General features: G+C 63.4%; 16 protein-coding genes and 1 tRNA gene. 11 read left to right on the forward strand and 6 right to left on the reverse strand.

Translation table 11 applies throughout. From position 1 onward, the window contains the following. Positions 1–64 precede the first annotated feature (64 nt). The 3 genes from plsY to V4R08_RS03465 all read right to left on the reverse strand — a co-directional run bounded on the left by plsY (position 65) and on the right by V4R08_RS03465 (position 3,219). The gene (plsY, locus tag V4R08_RS03455; RefSeq protein WP_335578055.1) at positions 65–661 is read right to left on the reverse strand and encodes a glycerol-3-phosphate 1-O-acyltransferase PlsY; all 597 of its coding nucleotides are present in this window, start codon (positions 659–661) and stop codon (positions 65–67) included. Positions 662–825: 164 nt separating this feature from the next. Further along, positions 826–2,127, reverse strand: a complete 1,302-nt coding sequence (locus V4R08_RS03460) for a dihydroorotase (RefSeq protein WP_335578056.1) — start codon at positions 2,125–2,127, stop codon at positions 826–828. Positions 2,128–2,265: 138 nt separating this feature from the next. Then, positions 2,266–3,219: an aspartate carbamoyltransferase catalytic subunit gene (locus tag V4R08_RS03465; protein ID WP_335578057.1), complete on the reverse strand. Its 954-nt coding sequence runs from the start codon at positions 3,217–3,219 to the stop codon at positions 2,266–2,268. A gap of 207 nt (positions 3,220–3,426) precedes the next feature. Between V4R08_RS03465 and V4R08_RS03470 the strand changes: the two genes are divergently transcribed. Both V4R08_RS03470 and V4R08_RS03475 read left to right on the forward strand, forming a co-directional pair. Further along, complete coding sequence (locus V4R08_RS03470; protein WP_335578058.1) at positions 3,427–5,073, forward strand: acyl-CoA dehydrogenase family protein; 1,647 nt, start codon at positions 3,427–3,429, stop codon at positions 5,071–5,073. 40 nt (positions 5,074–5,113) lie between these two features. Further along, complete coding sequence (locus V4R08_RS03475) at positions 5,114–5,890, forward strand: CPBP family intramembrane glutamic endopeptidase (protein WP_335578059.1); 777 nt, start codon at positions 5,114–5,116, stop codon at positions 5,888–5,890. A 39-nt stretch (positions 5,891–5,929) separates the two neighbouring features. Here V4R08_RS03475 and ruvX read toward each other — a convergent pair whose 3' ends face one another. Further along, entirely contained in the window at positions 5,930–6,421 is a 492-nt protein-coding gene (ruvX, locus tag V4R08_RS03480; RefSeq protein WP_335578060.1) for a Holliday junction resolvase RuvX, read from the reverse strand. A 146-nt stretch (positions 6,422–6,567) separates the two neighbouring features. Between ruvX and V4R08_RS03485 the strand changes: the two genes are divergently transcribed. From V4R08_RS03485 to V4R08_RS03520, 8 genes are all read left to right on the forward strand, one after another. Next, positions 6,568–7,638, forward strand: coding sequence for an NAD(P)H-dependent flavin oxidoreductase (locus tag V4R08_RS03485; protein ID WP_335578061.1), 1,071 nt, complete (start codon positions 6,568–6,570; stop codon positions 7,636–7,638). Between the two features lie 192 nt (positions 7,639–7,830). Beyond that, positions 7,831–8,118: an Asp-tRNA(Asn)/Glu-tRNA(Gln) amidotransferase subunit GatC gene (gene gatC, locus V4R08_RS03490; protein WP_335578062.1), complete on the forward strand. Its 288-nt coding sequence runs from the start codon at positions 7,831–7,833 to the stop codon at positions 8,116–8,118. 14 nt (positions 8,119–8,132) lie between these two features. Beyond that, complete coding sequence (locus V4R08_RS03495) at positions 8,133–8,339, forward strand: hypothetical protein (RefSeq protein WP_335578063.1); 207 nt, start codon at positions 8,133–8,135, stop codon at positions 8,337–8,339. Further along, the gene (gene gatA / locus V4R08_RS03500) at positions 8,336–9,811 is read left to right on the forward strand and encodes an Asp-tRNA(Asn)/Glu-tRNA(Gln) amidotransferase subunit GatA (RefSeq protein ID WP_335578064.1); all 1,476 of its coding nucleotides are present in this window, start codon (positions 8,336–8,338) and stop codon (positions 9,809–9,811) included. Before V4R08_RS03495 ends, gatA begins: the two co-directional genes overlap by 4 nt. Next, positions 9,808–10,107, forward strand: coding sequence for a hypothetical protein (locus tag V4R08_RS03505; RefSeq protein ID WP_442935620.1), 300 nt, complete (start codon positions 9,808–9,810; stop codon positions 10,105–10,107). Before gatA ends, V4R08_RS03505 begins: the two co-directional genes overlap by 4 nt. Before the next feature lie 68 nt (positions 10,108–10,175). Beyond that, positions 10,176–11,519, forward strand: coding sequence for a patatin-like phospholipase family protein (locus V4R08_RS03510; RefSeq protein ID WP_442935621.1), 1,344 nt, complete (start codon positions 10,176–10,178; stop codon positions 11,517–11,519). 66 nt (positions 11,520–11,585) lie between these two features. After that, positions 11,586–13,070 (forward strand): Asp-tRNA(Asn)/Glu-tRNA(Gln) amidotransferase subunit GatB, encoded by a 1,485-nt coding sequence (gene gatB, locus V4R08_RS03515; RefSeq protein ID WP_335578065.1) that lies wholly within the window; start codon positions 11,586–11,588, stop codon positions 13,068–13,070. 1,562 nt (positions 13,071–14,632) lie between these two features. After that, positions 14,633–14,899 (forward strand): hypothetical protein, encoded by a 267-nt coding sequence (locus tag V4R08_RS03520; RefSeq protein WP_335578066.1) that lies wholly within the window; start codon positions 14,633–14,635, stop codon positions 14,897–14,899. A 55-nt stretch (positions 14,900–14,954) separates the two neighbouring features. Here the strand turns inward: V4R08_RS03520 and V4R08_RS03525 are convergent, their stop codons facing one another. Together V4R08_RS03525 and V4R08_RS03530 are read right to left on the reverse strand one after the other, a co-directional pair. Then, complete coding sequence (locus V4R08_RS03525) at positions 14,955–15,821, reverse strand: hypothetical protein (protein WP_335578067.1); 867 nt, start codon at positions 15,819–15,821, stop codon at positions 14,955–14,957. Positions 15,822–15,920: 99 nt separating this feature from the next. Further along, positions 15,921–16,014, reverse strand: a tRNA-Ser gene (locus V4R08_RS03530). Positions 16,015–16,661: 647 nt separating this feature from the next. Here V4R08_RS03530 and V4R08_RS03535 point away from each other — a divergent pair. Next, a complete protein-coding gene (locus V4R08_RS03535; RefSeq protein WP_335578068.1) occupies positions 16,662–18,143 on the forward strand; it encodes a porin in 1,482 nt (493 codons plus the stop codon). Positions 18,144–18,307: the final 164 nt, after the last annotated feature.

Consider the following 18,307-nt stretch of genomic DNA (forward strand, 5'->3'; position numbering starts at 1 on the left):
CCGACGCGAAGGCCGTCGGCCTGGAAATGTGACGTCCATCACGGTCTGTTCCCGACGGGGCGGCTTATGCTTTCGCGCCGATCCGGCCTTCGCTGCCGGTGGAGAGCCGTCGGATGTTCTCGCGGTGCTTGAACCACAACAGCAGCGTCAGCACAGCAAACAGCAGCGCAAGCTGCGGGTGTCCGAGCCACCATAACAGCAGCGGCGTGGCGAAACTCGCGGTCAGCGCCGACAGCGACGAGTAGCGTGTCGTGAACGCGACGAGCAGCCAGATCGCGCAGAAGGCCAGCGCTGCCGGCCAGAACAGGCCGAGCAGCACGCCGATATAGGTCGCGACGCCCTTGCCGCCGCGGAATTTCAGCCACACCGGGAAGAGGTGACCGAGAAACGCGCCGAGCGCCGCGGCTATCGCGGCCGCAGGTCCCCATAACAGTCCTGCCACCAGCACGGCGGCGGTGCCCTTCAGCATGTCGCCGACAAGCGTTGCCGCGGCGAGGCCCTTGCGTCCGGTCCGCAGCACGTTGGTTGCGCCGATATTGCCCGAACCGATCGAGCGCAGGTCCTGCGTTCCGGCTATCCGCGTCAAAATCATCCCGAAAGGGATGGAGCCGAACAGATAGCCGATGGCGAAGGCAATCACGGCAATGGCGGAAGAGGACATCGTGGCAGGCTCCGGGCGTTAGTCCGCAGATTTAAACCATAAATCGGCACCGTCGCGCCACGACAGATATGTCAGGTAGAGAATGAAGGTTCGCATCTATCCACCTGCTCAGGCGGGATGATCCTTCGTTTCGGATATCTTCGCCGGGTGCAACCATTGCAGCGTCAGACGTGTTCGAAAACCGTGCGTCCGCCGACGATGGTACGGACGACACGGCCCGAGAAACGGGATTCGTCGAACGGCGTATTCTTGCATTGCGATTTGAGATCGGCGGGATCGAGGATCCACGGCACGTCCGGATCGATCACGATCACATCGGCAGGCGCGCCGGGACGTAACGATCCGCCGGGCAGACCCAGCAACTCCGCCGGCCGCGTCGACATCGCCCGGATCAGCGTCTTGAAATCCAGTTCCGCGTTATGCACGAGCCGCAGCGCCGCCGTCAGCATGGTCTCTAACCCGATCGCGCCGGCCGCGGCTTCCGCGAACGGCAGGCGCTTGGTTTCCACGTCCTGCGGATTGTGATCGGACATCACGACATCGATCAGGCCCGACGCCAGCGCCGCGATCAGTGCGCGGCGGTCGGCCTCGCTGCGCAGCGGCGGCGACAGTTTCAGAAACGTGCGGTACGGACCGATATCGTTTTCATTCAGCGTCAGATGATTGATCGATGCGGACGCGGTGACCTGGAGTCCGGCGTCGCGCGCACGCTTGAGAATATCGAGCGATTCCGCACAGGTCAGCGACGCCGCGTGGTAGCGGCCGCCGGTCAGCGCCACGAGCCGCATGTCGCGCTCCAGCACCATTGCCTCTGCGGCCGCCGGAATACCCATCAGTCCAAGGCGGGCGGACAGCTCGCCTTCATTCATGACGCCTTCGCCGACCAGATGAGCATCTTCGGTGTGATGGACGATCAGGGCATCGAAGTCGCGGGCATAGGTCAGGGCGCGGCGCATCACCCGGGCGTTCATCACGCTGCGCGCGCCATCGGTGAAGGCGACCGCGCCCGCCGCCTTCAACAGGCCGATCTCGGTCATTTCCTTGCCGGCGAGGCCCTTGGTCAGCGCCGCCATCGGATGAATGTTGACGATTGCGGTATCCCGCGCGCGGCGCAGCACGAAATCGACGGTCGCGGAGTTGTCGATCACCGGCGAGGTATCGGGCTGGCAGACAATGGTGGTGATGCCGCCGGCGGCGGCGGCGCGGCTCGCGGACGCAAAGGTTTCGCGATGGCCGGCACCCGGCTCGCCGACGAAAGCGCGGATGTCGATCAGGCCGGGCGCGACGATCTTGCCGGCGCAGTTGATGATGTCGGTGCCTTCGGGCACGCCGGTGGCGCCGATGTCGCGCCGCGCGTCGCGAACAACCCCGTCGGCGATCAGGACGTCGCCGGGGCCGTCGAGATCGCGCGCGGGATCGACGATGCGGGCGTTGGCGAGCAGGATCGGGCGTGGGCCGGTCAGCATGGGCGCAACTCTCTACCGTCATTCCGGGGCGCGAGCGTAGCGAAGCGAACCCGGAATCCAGATGAGAGAATTGCCGTTGCGGCTGGATTCCGGGTTACGGCCTGCGGCCGCCCCCGGAATGGCGCGAAGTTTAGTGCACTACGCATTCGGCAGGTTCCTCGCCAGCGCTTCCAGCACCGCCATCCGCACCGCCACTCCCATTTCCACCTGCTCGCGGATCAGCGACTGGGCGCCGTCCGCGACGATGGAGTCGATCTCGACGCCGCGATTCATCGGTCCCGGATGCATGACCAGCGCGTCGGGTTTGGCATAAGCGAGCTTTTTCTGGTCGAGGCCGAAATAGTGAAAATACTCGGAAACCGACGGCACGAACGAGCCGCTCATCCGTTCGCGTTGCAACCGGAGCATCATCACGATATCGGCGCCGTCCAGTCCCTCACGCATGTCGCGGGCGACCTCGACGCCCATGCGCTCGATGCCCGGCGGCAGCAGCGTGGAGGGCGCAACCACACGCACGCGCGCGCCCATGGCGTTGAGCAGGATGATGTTGGAGCGCGCGACGCGCGAATGCAGCACGTCGCCGCAGATCGCGACCAGAAGTCCATCGAGCCGTCCCTTGTTGCGGCGGATGGTCAGAGCGTCGAGCAGCGCCTGGGTCGGATGTTCGTGCGTGCCGTCGCCGGCATTGATGACGGAGCCGTCGACCTTGCGCGCCAGAAGCTCCACCGCGCCGGAGGCGGAATGGCGCATCACAAGAATGTCCGGATGCATGGCGTTGAGCGTCATCGCGGTATCGACCAGCGTCTCGCCCTTGCGGGTCGACATTGACGACACCGACATGTTCATCACGTCGGCCCCGAGCCGCTTGCCGGCGATCTCGAATGAGGACTGGGTTCGGGTCGAAGCCTCGAAGAACAGGTTGATCTGGGTGCGCCCGCGCAACGAGGTGCGCTTCTTGTCCACCTGGCGGTTCAGTTCGACGTATTCTTCGGAAAGGTCGAGGAGGCCGGTGATGTCGGCGACGGAAAGGCCCTCGATCCCCAGCAGGTGCCGGTGTCCGAGGACAAAACTCGATTTCGTTGACGATGTCATTAAAGCCAGAGCTATAGGCAGAGTTTCCCCGTGGAGCAAGGCCGAACAGCGCACAGGCGGGTTTTCCCCCGCTGAAGCGGGGTCAGGGTAAACGGAGCGGGAGACGGGCAGCGTTCCGATGCGCCGGCAAGGCGGCGGCAATGCGTTCGGCCGGCGTGATCTCGCTACGGTTCCGGCGTACAGTCGGACGCTGTCAAGAGGTGGTTCATGACGCAGCCTGCATTCAAGACGCACGAGGTATTCAACCAGTCGCCGCCGTTTGAGGACGTCGATCTGTTCGCGCTGGACGCTCCGTTGGCGGAGGCGGTGGCTGCAAACGGCGGCAAGGCTGCGGCTTCGGAATTGTCTGAATTCGGCCGCCACTGGGGATCGGCGGCGATGGCGGCGCGCGGCCGTCTCGCCAACGAAAATCCGCCGAAGCTGCGGCTGTTCGACGCGCGAGGCAACCGGCGTGACGAGGTCGAATTTCATCCGGCCTATCACGAACTGATGGCGCGCAGCGCCCATGCCGGCATCCACAATTCCAGCTGGACCGCCGACGGCAGACCGGCAGGCGGGGCTGCGGAAGTGGTGCGTGCGGCAAGATTCTATATGGCCGCGCAGGTCGAGACGGGACATCTCTGTCCCATCACCATGACCCGCGCGTCGGTGGCGGCGCTCGCCGTGCAGCCGGACGTTCTGGCGAAGGCGATGCCTGTGATCGCCACCCGCAGCTACGATCCGTCGTTCGCACCATGGTGGAGCAAGCGCGGCATGACGCTCGGCATGGGCATGACCGAGAAGCAGGGCGGCACCGACGTGCGCGCCAACCAGACCCGCGCCGAGAGAGACGGCGACGCGTATCGCATCACCGGCCACAAATGGTTCATGTCGGCGCCGATGTGCGACGCGTTCCTGGTGCTGGCGCAGGCCGACGGCGGGCTGACGTGCTTCTTCATGCCGCGCTTCCGCCCCGACGGCTCGGTCAACGAGATCCGTTTCCAGCGGCTGAAGGACAAGCTCGGCAACCGCTCCAACGCCTCGTCCGAGGTGGAATTCACAGGCGCTTATGCCGAACGCGTTGGCGAGGAGGGCAAGGGTATCCGCACCATCATTCAGATGGTGCAGTTGACGCGTCAGGATTGCGCCATCGCCTCGGTCGGGCTGATGCGCTCGGGGCTGGCGCACGCGCTGCATCACACGCGTTACCGCAGCGTATTTCAGAAGCATCTCGCCGATCAGCCGCTGATGCAGGCGGTGCTGGCTGACATGGCGCTGCATGTCGAGGCGTCGGTGGCGCTGGTGATGCGGCTGTGTCGCGCTTTCGACGAAGCGCCCTCGGACCCGAAGGCGGCGGCGTGGATGCGGCTTTTGACGCCGGCGGTGAAATACTGGACCTGCAAGAGCGCGCCGGGCTTCTTGTATGAAGCGATGGAGTGCCTCGGCGGCAACGGCTATGTCGAGGAAAGCATTCTGGCGCGGCACTACCGTGAGGCGCCGGTCAACGCAATCTGGGAAGGCTCCGGCAACGTGATGTGCCTCGACGTATTGCGGGCGCTGGCACATGAGGCCGAGGCGGCTGCGGCCGTGCTCGAAGATTTCGTGGCGGACACCAGGGGCCTGCCCGGTGCTTCGGAAGCGGTGGCGTTTCTCGCCAGGACCTTCCTCCGGCCCGACGGCGAGCGCGTGGCGCGGCAGGCGGTGGAGACGCTGGCGCAACTGGCTGCGGCCGCGGCGCTCAACCGGATCGCGCCGGATCAGGCGGCGCTGTTTGCGGCGACGCGGCTCGGCGTCGGCACGCACGGGCGCATGTACGGCACGGCCGAGTTGTCTTACGACGACAGCCGGCGGCTGCTCGAACGGGCGCTGCCGTGAGTCCCACGCTTTGGTAAGGAATGCCGGCCAGAGTGCCGCCATGAGCATACCTGAAAGTGACCCTTTGGCGCCGCTGCTGTCTCCTTCACCGCGTCCGCCGCAGGTCTGGAAATTCATCGGCACCAGCCTGTGGGGCATCGCGGTATTTGCTGCGATGTTTGCCGGGCAACTTTCAGTCCTCGTTTATTTCCTGATCGCCGATCGCGCGCCGTTCAGTTTCGACGAGGTCAAGGAATTGGCCGGAGGCGGCCTGACGATCTCGCTGTCGGTGGTCATGGGACTGCCGGCGGCCTTGCTCGCGCTCTGGATCGCGATCCGGCTGTCGCGGGTGCCGTTCACCGATTATCTCGCGCTGCGCCGGACCTCGTGGCGGCATCTGCTGCTCGGCATCGTCTCTCTGGTCGTACTCGTCATGGGGTGGGAGGGCGTATCCGCTGCGATGGGACGCGAGTCCTCGGCGGGATTCATGGTAGATGTGCTGAAGTCGGCGCGGGCCGAAGGCGCTCTGTGGCTGCTGGTCATCTCGTTTTGCGTGGTGGCCCCGATCACCGAGGAATTCCTCACGCGCGGTTTCCTTTATCGCGGGTGGTCGGAGTCGTTCCTGCGGCCGACCGGCGCCATCGTGCTGTCGTCGCTGGTGTGGACGGCGATGCATTTGCAATACGACTGGTTCTTTTTCGGAGAGATATTCTCGATCGGACTGCTGTTCGGCTACCTGCGCTATCGCAGCGGCTCGATCTGGCTGACCGTGATCCTGCACGGCCTCAACAATCTCGCGGCGACGTTGCAGACGCTGTGGCTTGCGAACCAGACGTAACGGCCATCATTGCACCGATGACGAACACTGGTAGCGTGCTTAGTCTGTTCCGGCAGTCCGCCGCAGCACCGCAAGCCGGTCGAGTGCGCCCTGCAAAATGAAGATCGCGGCGTGCTCGTCGATGACCTTGGCGCGCTTTGCGCGGCTCATATCCATTCCGATCAACTCGCGTTCGACGGCGACCGTCGATAGCCGCTCGTCCCATAGCCCGATGGCGTGATCGGTGAGTTTTGCCAGATTGCGCGCAAAGGCACGGGTTGATTGCGCGCGCGGTCCTTCGCTGCCGTCCATGTTGATCGGCAATCCAAGAATGAAGCTGGCGACGCCGCGTTCGGCAGCGAGGGCAAGCAGCCGCGCGGCGTCTTTTGTAAAGGTCTTGCGTTGGATCGTCTCGACGCCGGTGGCGAGACGGCGATCCGGATCGGATACCGCGACGCCGATGGTCTTGGTGCCGAGGTCGAGACCGACGAGGGCGCCGCGTTCAGGCCAGTGCGCGGCGGCTTCGATCAACGGGAGGATAAGGGCGGGCATGGCACCGCATAACATGCGCGCGCCAAATGTGCCAAAGCGGGGCCGCATCATTGAGGAACGCATGGCTCTCCCGCGTCGCGGTATGCTAAGGCGGACCTGACGGTCCGCAAGGCCGCCGCCAAATCCCACCAGCGAATGAGCAGACCATGTGGCCCGACCGCAGACTCATCGATCTCTTTGGCATCGAATTTCCCATCGTTCAGGCGCCGATGGCCGGCATCATTGATGCAGAACTGGTCATCGGTGCAGCCGAGGGCGGTGCCTTGGGGTCATTGCCGTGCGCGATGCTCTCGCCCGGCAAGGCCCGCGAACAGGTCGGCATCATCCGGCAGCGGGTCAGGGCGCCGATCAACATGAACTTCTTTGCCCATCGCGCGGTCGCGGCCGATCCGCAGCGTGAGGCCGGGTGGCGGACCCGGCTTGCCGCTTATTATAAAGAGTTGGGCCTCGATCCGAATGCGCCGCTCAATGCCGCCAACCGCGCCCCGTTCGATGCGGCCATGTGCGACGTTGTCGAGGACCTTAAGCCGGAGGTGGTCAGCTTCCACTTTGGGTTGCCCGACAAGGCGTTGCTCGATCGGGTCAAGGCGACCGGCGCGATCGTGGTCGGCTGCGCCACCATCGTGCGTGAGGCGGTGTGGCTCGAGGAAAACGGCGCCGATGCCATCATCGCGCAGGGCGCGGAGGCGGGCGGTCACCGCAGCATGTTTCTGACCGACAATATCGCCGCGCAGCCGGGTCTGTTTGCGCTAGTGCCGCAAATGGCGGATGCCGTGCGCGTGCCGATCATCGCGGCGGGCGGTGTCGCCGATGGCCGCGGCATCGCGGCCGCGTTCGCGCTTGGCGCGGCCGGCGTGCAGATCGGCACTGCCTATCTGCGGTGTCCTGAATCGAAGGTATCAGTGCTGGGTCGTGCCGCGCTCGCCAGCGCGGGCGACGAGTCGACCGTCATCACCAACGTCATGACCGGGCGTCCGGCGCGCGGAATCGCCAACCGGGCGATGCGCGAAGTGGGGCCGGTCTCGCCGGATGCACCGGCATTTCCGCACGCGGCCAGCGCTTTCGCGCCGCTCAAGGCGGCTGCCGAGAAACAGGGCAAGGTCGATTTCACCAACCTCTGGGCTGGGCAGGCGGTCCGGCTTGGCCGCGAGATGCCGGCGGCGGACCTCACCCGCGCGCTGGCGGGAGACGCGTTGAAACGGCTGAGCGCGCTGTAGTCGTCATTGCGAGCGTAGCGAAGCAATCCAGGGGGTCGAAAAGACTGGATTGCTTCGTCGCTTCGCTCCTCGCAATGACGAGCTGTTGCGGCGCGAAAGCCGGGTCTGCTATACGGCGGGAGCCTTGTGAGGTACCAAACCTCACAAGGTTCCAAGCGCGTGCGAAGCTCTATATACGAGGCCCTGTATAATATGTCTGTCGATGCCGCTACCGTCCGCCGTATCGCGCATCTCGCGCGCATTGCGGTCGATGACGCCGAGGTTCCCCATCTGCAGGGCGAACTGAATGCGATCCTTGCATTCGTCGAGCAGTTGCAGGAAGTGAACGTCGATGGCGTCGAGCCGATGACATCGGTGATGCCGATGGAGATGAAAAAGCGGGCCGACGTGGTCAATGACGGCGGCATCGCCGATAAGATCGTCGGCAACGCGCCGGTGACGGATGACCATTTCTTTCTGGTGCCGAAGGTTGTCGAATAACAGGTTTTGAGCCCATGTGTCTGCTCTGCGGCGATGAAAAGGCCTATCAGGCCTATATGGATTACCTCGACGCCATGGAGCGCCAGGGCAAGATCGCCGATCCCGACAAGGCGACGGACGCGGTTCTCGACAGGCTTCGCGCGGACGATAAAATGAGAGCCGATGATCCCCGGAACGACAGGACGCTATCGCCATTTTTTTGCAGCGCGGTTGATAAATGACGGACCTGACTTCGCTCACGCTGTCCGAGGCCCGCGACGGTCTTGCGAGCAAATCGTTCACGGCACTCGAACTGACCGACGCGCATCTCGCGGCGATCGAGCGGGCGCGTGTGCTGAACGCCTATGTGCTGGAGACGCCTGCGCAGGCGAGGGCGATGGCGCGCGCGGCCGACGCGCGGATTGCGAAGGGCGAGGGTGGGCTGCTCAACGGCCTTCCGCTCGGCGTCAAGGACCTGTTCGCGACGGAAGGCACGCGGACCACGGCGTGTTCGCAAATTCTCGACGATTTCAAGCCGCCCTATGAATCCACCGTGACGTCGCAGCTCTGGCGCGACGGCGCCGTGATGCTCGGCAAGCTCAACAATGACGAATTCGCGATGGGCTCGTCGAACGAAACCTCGCGCTTCGGCCCCGTGGTCAATCCGTGGCGGCGGCAGGGCTCCGACGCGAAGCTGGTCCCCGGCGGTTCATCGGGCGGATCGGCCTCGGCGGTGGCGGCCGGATTGTGTCTTGGCGCGACCGCGACCGACACCGGCGGCTCGATCCGCCAGCCCGCAGCCTTCACCGGCACGGTCGGCATCAAGCCGACCTACGGACGCTGCTCGCGCTGGGGCATCGTCGCGTTTGCATCGTCGCTCGATCAGGCCGGGCCGATCGCGCGCACCGTGCGCGACGCCGCGATCCTGATGCGCTCGATGGCCGGCCACGACCCGAAGGATACGACGTCGGTCGATCGCGAGGTGCCCGACTATGAAGCCGCGGTCGGCAAATCCGTGAAGGGAATGAAGATCGGAATCCCGAAGGAGTATCGGCTCGACGGGATGCCGGTGGAAATCGAGAAGCTGTGGACCCAGGGTGCCGGCTGGCTGAAGGCTGCCGGCGCCGAACTGGTCGAGGTGTCGCTGCCGCACACGAAATACGCGCTGCCCGCCTACTACATCGTCGCGCCGGCCGAGGCGTCATCCAACCTCGCGCGCTACGACGGCGTCCGCTACGGCGCCCGCGTCGAGGGCCGCAACATTGTCGAAATGTATGAGAATACGCGTGCGAAAGGCTTTGGCGCGGAAGTCCGCCGTCGTATCATGATCGGCACCTACGTTTTGTCCGCGGGCTACTACGACGCCTATTACCTTCGTGCACAAAAGGTTCGTACCTTGATCAAGAAGGATTTCGAGGATTGCTATGCGGCGGGTATCGACGCGATCCTGACTCCCGCGACGCCGTCCGCCGCCTTCGGCATCGGCGAGAAAGCCGGTGCCGATCCGATCGAGATGTATCTCAACGACATCTTCACGGTGACGGCCAACATGGCGGGCCTGCCGGGCATTGCCGTGCCCGCCGGCAGGGACGCGCAAGGGCTGCCGCTTGGACTGCAACTGATCGGCCGTCCGTTCGACGAGGAGACGCTGATTTCGCTCGGGGAGGTGATCGAGCAGGCCGCGGGGCGCTTTTCGCCGGAGCGCTGGTGGTGACGGTGACCCCGGCCGCATTCAAAGCCAGCTTGACGAATGCGGAGCCGCCGCAGGGCGTGTCCGCGCCGCTTGAGGCGTTGTGGTGGGCCGCCAAGGGCGACTGGAACAAGGCGCACGTCCTTGTGCAGCCGGTGGTGGGCGCGGACGCCTCCTGGGTGCACGCTTATCTGCATCGGCGCGAAGGCGAGATGGGCAACGCCGCCTATTGGTATCGCCGCGCCGACAAGCCGTATGCGAAAGGGTCGTCCGAAGCGGAGTGGGAGCAGATCGTCGCTGAACTGTTGGGCGGCGAGTGAAGAACACCTCGATTCGGACGCTGCGACGCCACGCACGTTCAGCATTTCCCATTATCGGATTATGCGCGGTGCTGCTTGGTTGCGCGTCGATCCAGAATGCGCCGGTCAACCAGCCCGGCAGCAGCGCCGATCTCGCGGGCCAGCTTCACGAGAGCTTCGATGAGCGGGCTGCTACCGACGACGATCTGGTCGGGCTGTCGTTCTCGGGCGGCGGCACGCGGGCCGCGGCCTTTTCCTTTGGCGTGCTGGAAGAAATGGCGCAGACGCCGGTGCGCGGCGGCGGCGCGTCCATGATCGACCGTATCGATTTCATTTCCGGAGTGTCCGGAGGGTCGGTGACGGCCGCATATTACGGGCTGCGCAAGCGCGCGGCGCTGGCTGACTTTCGGGAAAAGTTCCTGCTGCGCAATGCCGAGGAGGGACTTCAGACCGACCTCAACCTCGCGACGCTCGGCAAGGCGTTTGCCGGCGGCATCAATGACTCCCGCGGCCTGCCGCGCTGGCTCGACGCCAATCTGTTTCAAGGCGCGACCTTCGCGGACCTTCGGAAGACGGCGCGCCCGCGGGTGTGGATCAACGCTTCCGACATCTACAATCGCACGCCCTTTGTTTTCGGTGTGACCGCGTTCCGCGCGATGTGCAGCGACCTCGCGTCCTATCCACTGGCGAATGCGGTCGCGGCGTCGGCGGCGGTCCCCGTCGCGTTTGCGCCGGTGGTGATCCAGACCTTTCCGGGCCGCTGCAACGATCCGCTGCCGGCCTGGATCGTGAAGGCGCGCGACAATCGCAACGCGCCGCCGATGCTGAGCGCGTTTGCGAAAGCGGTCAGCCGCTATCACGACGGCGAAATCCCCTACATCAAGCTGCTCGACGGCGGCCTGGTCGACAACTACGGCTTGTCCGGTTTCACCATTGCGCTGCTGTCGGCGAGCAAGCCCTATGAACCGCTGTCGCCGCAGCAGGCCGTCAAACTGCGGCGCGGGCTGTTTCTGGTGGTCGATGCCAAGACCGGCGTGGCGGGCAACTGGATCAACACCGTGGAAGGTCCAAGCGGCGTCGATCTGGTCAAGGCGGCGGCGGATACCGCGATCGATGCCAGCGTCGGCGCGGGCTACACCGCGTTCGCGCGCACCATGAGCGACTGGCAGTCATCGCTGATCCGCTGGCGCTGCGGCCTGTCGGCGGCGGACCGCACCCGTTATGGCGCGCGTCCGGGTTGGAATTGTCACGATCTGAAACTGATCGTCGGGCGGATCGGCTTCGATCAACTTGATCCCGCGCGCGCCGCCAGGCTTGAATCCGTTCCGACCCGCTTCCATCTGCCGCCGCAGCAGGTGGATGACGTGATCGCCGCCGGCCGCGACGCATTGCGGGCAAGCCCAGCGTTCCGCGCGTTTGCCGGCAGCATGTAAGCGAGCGTGGATGGCCCACGCAAAGACGGGGTTTTCCCGTCGCAATCCGCAGGGTAAAAGCCGCGCATGAACGCACCTGTCAAACCGTCGAATCTGATCAAGGGCGCCACCGGCGACTGGGAAATGGTGATCGGGCTTGAAGTCCACGCCCAGGTCACGTCCAACGCAAAGCTGTTTTCGGGCGCCTCGACTGCCTTCGGCGGCGACCCCAACAGCCACGTCTCGCTGGTCGATGCGGCGATGCCCGGAATGCTGCCGGTCATCAACGAGGAATGCGTCCGGCAGGCGGTGCGCACCGGACTGGGGCTGAACGCGGCGATCAACCTGCGCTCGGTATTCGACCGCAAGAACTATTTCTATCCCGACCTGCCGCAGGGCTATCAGATCAGTCAGTACAAGTCGCCGATCGTCGGCGAGGGCGAGATCGTGGTCGATCTGGCCGACGGCGCGAGCATCGCGGTCGGGATCGAGCGGCTGCACCTCGAACAGGACGCCGGCAAGTCGCTGCACGACCAGCACGCCGACATGAGCGCGATCGATCTGAACCGCTCCGGCGTGGCGCTGATGGAAATCGTCTCCAAGCCTGATCTGCGCTCGTCGGAACAGGCCAAGGCCTACGTGACGAAACTGCGGACGATCCTGCGCTATCTCGGCACCTGCGACGGCGACATGGAGAAGGGCAGCCTGCGCGCCGACGTCAACGTTTCGGTGCGCCGGCCCGGCGCGCCTCTCGGTACCCGCTGCGAGATCAAGAACGTCAATTCCATCCGCTTCATCGGTCAGGCGATCGAGCATGAGGCGCGGCGCCAGATCGGCATTCTCGAGGACGGCGGCAGCATCGATCAGGAAACCCGGCTGTTCGATCCGGACAAAGGCGAGACCCGCGCGATGCGCTCCAAGGAAGAGGCGCACGACTACCGCTATTTTCCGGACCCCGACCTGCTGCCGCTGGAATTCTCGCAAGATTTCGTCGAGGCGCTGAAGGCCGATCTGCCGGAATTGCCGGACCAGAAGAAGATCCGGTTTATCGGCGACTTCGGCCTGACGCCGTATGACGCGGGCGTGCTGGTCAGCGAGCATGAGAGCGCTGACTTCTACGAGGCGGTGCTGGCCAGGCTTGCGAATGCGCACCGCGACGGCAAGCTCGCCGCCAACTGGGTAATCAACGAACTGTTTGGACGGCTCAACAAGGAGAGCCGTGGCATCGCGGCGTCGCCGGTATCGGCGTCCCAGCTCGCCGCGATCGTCGACTTGATCGGCGAGGGAACCATCTCCGGCAAGATCGCCAAGGATCTGTTCGAGATCGTCTGGACCGAGGGCGGTGACCCGCGGGCGCTGGTCGAGGCGCGCGGCATGAAGCAGGTCACCGACATGAGCGCGATCGAGAAGGCGGTCGATGACATCGTCGCCGCCAACCCGGACAAGGCCGCGCAGGTCCGCGCCAAGCCACAGATGATCGGCTGGTTCGTCGGTCAGGTGATGAAGGCGTCCGGCGGCAAGGCCAATCCGCAAGCGGTGAACGATCTGCTCAAGGCCAAGCTCGGTCTGTAACCATCCTTGGCGATCACCGACCAGCGCTTCAACTCCGCGTGCGTTTGCATTCGCTCATGCTGTCGACATCGGCACGACGGAGCCCTTGCATGGCTGGCCTGGCGCGTGGCCCGAGTTGTCCGAAGGATGCTGCGCGGAAGCGCGGACTAGACATCGGCCGACGCCACGGTCTGTCTGCTCATTGAAATTGCGGTTGCGTATGGGTGCGCTGAGCGCACCGGCGACGCTCGGCAACAGGGTCGCGATAGCTGGATCAATTTTGCGAATCGGATTTTACGATTCGCAAAAGGCGCATCTTCGCGGGCGCCGAACGGAAACTTCCAAGGTTATCGTAAAAATATTTTTATTGCCAAAAGCTTCGACTCGGAGTCCGCGCTGTAACGATTTTCACCGGCCGGGCGACTCGGTGCGATGCGTGCCGCGCGCCTGTCACCGATTTAAGAAATGCAGGATACCTCTGCGGCACAGGCACCTTCTAAAACATTGACAATCGTCGGTGCAGAATTTCCGCGTGTTACTCGCATCGCTCATCAACGCATCTGCGCGTTATCGCGAAACGCGCTGCCGTCGCACTGGCATCGGTGCGTCAACACTTCCTTAAGCGGGACACTGTTTTTTTCAATGTGTTGGTGTATTCCAAAGGACGTGCATTTCGATTCCCGAGTGCACGCAGCGACTAAGCCATCTCACTAACCCCTGGAGGGCAACATGGCCAAGAAGGCGAAGAAGGCAAAGGCGAAGACAAAGAAGGTGAAGAAGGCGAAGAGCGCAGTGAAGAAGACTGCGAAGAAGACTCGCAAGGTTGCCAAGAAGAAGAAGTAAGCTCGCCTTGGAATCGCCGGCAGTTCGATGCCGGCGACGTCGCGGGAGCCGAAGAGAGTTTGTTTCCCAAGAGCAGATTTTCAATCCAGGCTTCGCTCGACGAGAGAGGGTGTCGGCGAGACATCAGGTCAAACGGTCGGATCGTCGGTTTCGGGAGTTCCCGCGACCACCGGTTCGGCGGAAGAGCGCGGTGAGTTTCATCGGCGGTCTTCGTTCGATGCGGATTATCAGTGTCCGCGATCCACCTACGGCCTCGGCTGCGGTGAGAGTTGATCCTGACGTGTTCACCGACGCCCTCGTCCTGCCGCCGGCGTGGCTTTAGCCCCGGTGTTGCCGTTCCCCCATCATTGCATTTGAGTTGTCTCAGAAACCTGAGGTTGCTGAAACGCTGCGTGCGATTCGCGGTTTTCACGGCATTGCCCGCTGTGCGATTCCGCGAACGCGCGGTCCATGCCGGCTGTGGCGATGGTTACCGGTTTGCCAAGCGTGACGGTAAATCGAATTGCGCAAAACCGTGAAAGCCCCCGTCGAATAAGGACTTTTTGAATCCATGCCAATACCCGGCGCATGGGCCGTTCACGTTCGATTCATCGCGATGCTTAAACTGCTCTTCAAATTTTACCTCCATGGTCTGCGCGTCTGGACGGCACGCCGGCAAACGGCGGTCGGGACCGGGGCGGGGCGACAACAGGTGGATGGGCCGCACTCGAAGCAGGGCGGCAGTAAAAAGGAACGCGCAGATGTTTCAGGGGCAAATCGACTTCGATACGGTGGTGCCGGTGGGCGCCGACGCCATTCAGGATATTCTGTTCGAGCGCGGCCTGTACTGGGCGAGCGGTCGGGCTGGCCTGGTCGATCTGGTGGCCGCGCATAAATGGTTCAATCTCGCGGCGCTCAAGGGCCACGGTGATGCGATCGCGATGCGTCGCGAGATTGCGGAACTGATGTCCGAGGCCGATATTGTCACGGCGCAACGCGATGCGCGGGCCTGGATGACAGTGCATTGATGCGGAGACGGACCGCACCGGTCTAAGCGTCTGGCAACAGAAGCGCGGCGGTGCGTCATCTTTCCTTGTGTGCCCTGAGCCAGGCAAGCGCGCCGTCCGCTGCGGCCCAACCGGCGGCGGCGCCGTGGACGTAGGCGACGGCCTCGTCTTTTCCGCCCCAACTGATGTAGGCGGGAAGGCGGCGCGGCATCTTCCTGTCTCCGAGAAGCAACGGCGCGACATGTTCATTGTCGCTCATTGCCTGCGACAGCGCCGCACGAGATTTCGCGGCATCGCCGTTTCGTCGAAATTCCAGCAATGCACGAGACCAACTCCAAGCGGCCGACCCGTCCTCGCTATAGCGCTCGATAAGCTCGGCCGCTTCGTGATCGCGCCCGAGCGTCAGCAGGCGATCGATCAGCACATAACGGATTCCCTGGTTGTCGTTCGGATTGAGATCGAGCATCGCCTGAAAGTGCGTCACGGCTTCGTCCCGATGGCTCTTGTCCCATAATGCCCGGGCGAGACCGTGGCGCGCCCGCATATAAGGCCGCGTTTCCAGAAGCCCCCAGAACTGGCCGACGTCCTCGCGAAAGGCTGCCTTCCCCAGCACCTTCTCACCAGCCTCCACGCCCTGGCGGTAAAGATCGATCGCTTCGTCGGGGTTTTGCGCCGCTTCCTGAGCCAGCAGCACATAGGCGTCGGCGCACAGCGGCGATGTCTTCAGCGCCTTCTTCGCCAGCGCGATCCGTCGTCGCCGGTCGCTGGCTTCCCACGCATCGTACATGATGTTCTGGGCCGTATCGACGGCATCGTCGTCTTGCTGCGCGTCGCCGAACGTGGCCACGAGAGTTTCGATGGATCGAAGGTCGAGCGCCGATCCTTCAGGAGACGACGGGGCGGTCCTGGTCTGTCGTTTGGAGCGATTCTTCGGCTTTTGCATGAGACGCCCCCGTTAATGGTGCAATACAAACCATGCCGTCAAACGATGGATGTACCGAAGCTAGGCGGTGAATTGCAGGCGCGACGTGACGCGGCGAAATGGCGGAGCCGGAGGGATTCGAACCCTCGATAGGGCTTTACAACCCTATAACGGTTTAGCAAACCGCCGCCTTCAGCCACTCGGCCACAGCTCCGTTGACGCCCGATATGCCCGACACGCTCGTCAGCCGCAAGCGCCTGATCGCGAGATACAGGGATCGCGCGCCAAAATCATCGGCGCCACCTGTCGCGGGCCGGTCATACGTCGATGACTTTCGACGATGCCCGCATCGGTCGAAAGCTCGTACGACGTCAAAAGCAGGCATCGAACGCCTGTCGAATCAGCCGTGCGATGCTCTCGGTGATTCGCCACAATTGGGCGTCCACACAGACACCATGCTTGCAAGACGGCGGGACGGCCATTTGCAGGGCTTCGAAGAAGCGTTTTAAAAATATACGACAATACAATGACTTGTATGGTGGTTTGTAATGGGTCGGGCGTGGTGTTTGTGCAACACACGGCCGAAAACGGCTAGACCCGTTCTATTCTGAGACGTTCCTTCATTGCGTGTGCAGAACGGTTCGGTAATTGTGATCGCACGACGGAGGGGGGCATCCCGAGGTCGTCCCGTTTTAGGTGGTTCGCTGTTTTTGGGTAGTTCGCTTGAGTCTCGCGCGTTGAGCGGGAGTGTCCGACAGGCGCGAACGGCTAGGCGGTTAGTCAGGGACTGAGGGAACGTTTCTTCGAGTGCTTGCGCACAGCGGATCCGGACCTGCCCTACAGAGCAACTTGGAGGTTAAAATGAACTTGATGAAGAGCCTTTTCCTCGGCTCGGCGGCGGGTTTGGTCGCAATGACGGGGGCACAGGCTGCCGATCTTCCGTTGAAGGCCAAGGCGGTCGAATACGTGAAGGTCTGCTCCCTGTACGGCGCGGGCTTCTATTACATCCCCGGCACCGACACTTGCCTTAAGCTCGGCGGTTACCTGCGTGCCGACATGGGCGTCAATACCAACGGAGTCCAAACCGGCAACACTGGTGGTCTCGGCGGTGCGCGGAACCGGCTCAGCAACGATTTCACCTGGCGGGCGCGCGCGAACCTGAACATCGATACCCGCACGGCGACCGAATACGGCGTAGTGCGTACCTATTTCGATGCGAACTACACGTGGACCTCGGGTGGCTATTCGGGTACTGGCGCGACAACGTATGACGGATCTGTGAACGGCGGCGTCTCCGGTGGCCAGCTTGGCCTGAACTTCGCCTTCATCCAGTTCGCCGGCTTCACGATGGGTAAAGCCGTCTCGCTGTTCAGTACGCCTTGGGGAGCCTATCCGGGCAACATCTACGACGGTCTCGTCGGCGGCGGCGGTACGACCTCGCAGGGCGTGAACCAGTTCGCCTATACCGCGGAGTTCGGCAACGGCGTGTCGGCCTCGGTCGGCGTGCAGGATCCGAGTGCGTATTACCAGGCCGGCATTAACAACCTCGCGGTTGCTGGTCCGTTCGGCTACGGCGCCAGCGACTATGCTGGTACGAAAGCTCCTGACGTCGTCGGCCAGATCCGCGTCGATCAGGCCTGGGGTCTGTTCCAGGCCTCGGTTGCGGCTCATGATAACAATGCTGCCTACTACGCTGGGCCATTAGGTCAGCTCAACAACGGTCCCGGAGACAAGTGGGGTTGGGCCGGTCAGCTCGGGCTCCAGATCAAGAACATCCCGACCGGACCTGGTGACACGATCAACGTCTCGGGCGTCTACACCAATGGCGCGACCCGTTACAATTTCCAGGAACTGGCCGGTACGGCGGGTGCCAACACGATCTATACCGGCGTAACCGGCGTTGGATTTGGTTTTGCACCGGATGCGGTGTTTGACACTGGCGGCCAGCTCCAGTTGGTCTCGACCTGGGGCGTGCGGGGCGCTTTCAACCACAATTGGAACGCGTATTGGAGCAGTTCGGTTTTCGGTGCCTACGCATCGGTTCGGTACACCGGCGCGGCTAAAACTGCGATGTGCGGCTTAGGCGGCACGGTTTCCCGTTTGATCTCTCTGGGTGGCACGTGCAACCCCGATTACAACATCGGGCAGGTTGGTGCGAACCTCCGCTGGACGCCGGTCAGGAACCTGACGTTCACGACGGAAGCGGTTTACTCCATGTTGGATCAGAAGTACGCCGGCACGGTGAATGCCGCCAACGCCGGCCTTGCCAAGCCGGCGGGTGACTATACCCTGAAGGACCAGAACACCTGGACCGTCATGTTGCGCGCGCAGCGCACCTGGTAATACAGGTCGTCTGACGACATCCTGAGAAAGCCCCCGGCGGGAAACTGCCGGGGGCTTTGTTTTGATGAACTGCCGCAGGGTGTCTTGTCGGGCCGCAAGACATACTCTGTTAACCATCTTCTGGGATTTTCTTCGGGTGCTTGCGTGCAGCGAATCCGCAGCCT

Source organism: Nitrobacter sp. NHB1, from assembly GCF_036964665.1.
Classification (GTDB): domain Bacteria; phylum Pseudomonadota; class Alphaproteobacteria; order Rhizobiales; family Xanthobacteraceae; genus Nitrobacter.

Coding starts and splice junctions, on each gene's coding strand:
- V4R08_RS03460 (WP_335578056.1), bottom strand. CDS start 2,127: ATGCTGACCGGCCCACGCCCGATCCTGCTCGCCAACGCCCGCATCGTC.
- V4R08_RS03525 (WP_335578067.1), bottom strand. CDS start 15,821: ATGCAAAAGCCGAAGAATCGCTCCAAACGACAGACCAGGACCGCCCCG.
- ruvX (WP_335578060.1), bottom strand. CDS start 6,421: ATGCCCGCCCTTATCCTCCCGTTGATCGAAGCCGCCGCGCACTGGCCT.
- V4R08_RS03470 (WP_335578058.1), top strand. CDS start 3,427: ATGACGCAGCCTGCATTCAAGACGCACGAGGTATTCAACCAGTCGCCG.
- plsY (WP_335578055.1), bottom strand. CDS start 661: ATGTCCTCTTCCGCCATTGCCGTGATTGCCTTCGCCATCGGCTATCTG.
- gatC (WP_335578062.1), top strand. CDS start 7,831: ATGTCTGTCGATGCCGCTACCGTCCGCCGTATCGCGCATCTCGCGCGC.
- gatA (WP_335578064.1), top strand. CDS start 8,336: ATGACGGACCTGACTTCGCTCACGCTGTCCGAGGCCCGCGACGGTCTT.
- V4R08_RS03520 (WP_335578066.1), top strand. CDS start 14,633: ATGTTTCAGGGGCAAATCGACTTCGATACGGTGGTGCCGGTGGGCGCC.
- gatB (WP_335578065.1), top strand. CDS start 11,586: ATGAACGCACCTGTCAAACCGTCGAATCTGATCAAGGGCGCCACCGGC.
- V4R08_RS03475 (WP_335578059.1), top strand. CDS start 5,114: ATGAGCATACCTGAAAGTGACCCTTTGGCGCCGCTGCTGTCTCCTTCA.
- V4R08_RS03495 (WP_335578063.1), top strand. CDS start 8,133: ATGTGTCTGCTCTGCGGCGATGAAAAGGCCTATCAGGCCTATATGGAT.
- V4R08_RS03535 (WP_335578068.1), top strand. CDS start 16,662: ATGAACTTGATGAAGAGCCTTTTCCTCGGCTCGGCGGCGGGTTTGGTC.
- V4R08_RS03485 (WP_335578061.1), top strand. CDS start 6,568: ATGTGGCCCGACCGCAGACTCATCGATCTCTTTGGCATCGAATTTCCC.
- V4R08_RS03465 (WP_335578057.1), bottom strand. CDS start 3,219: ATGACATCGTCAACGAAATCGAGTTTTGTCCTCGGACACCGGCACCTG.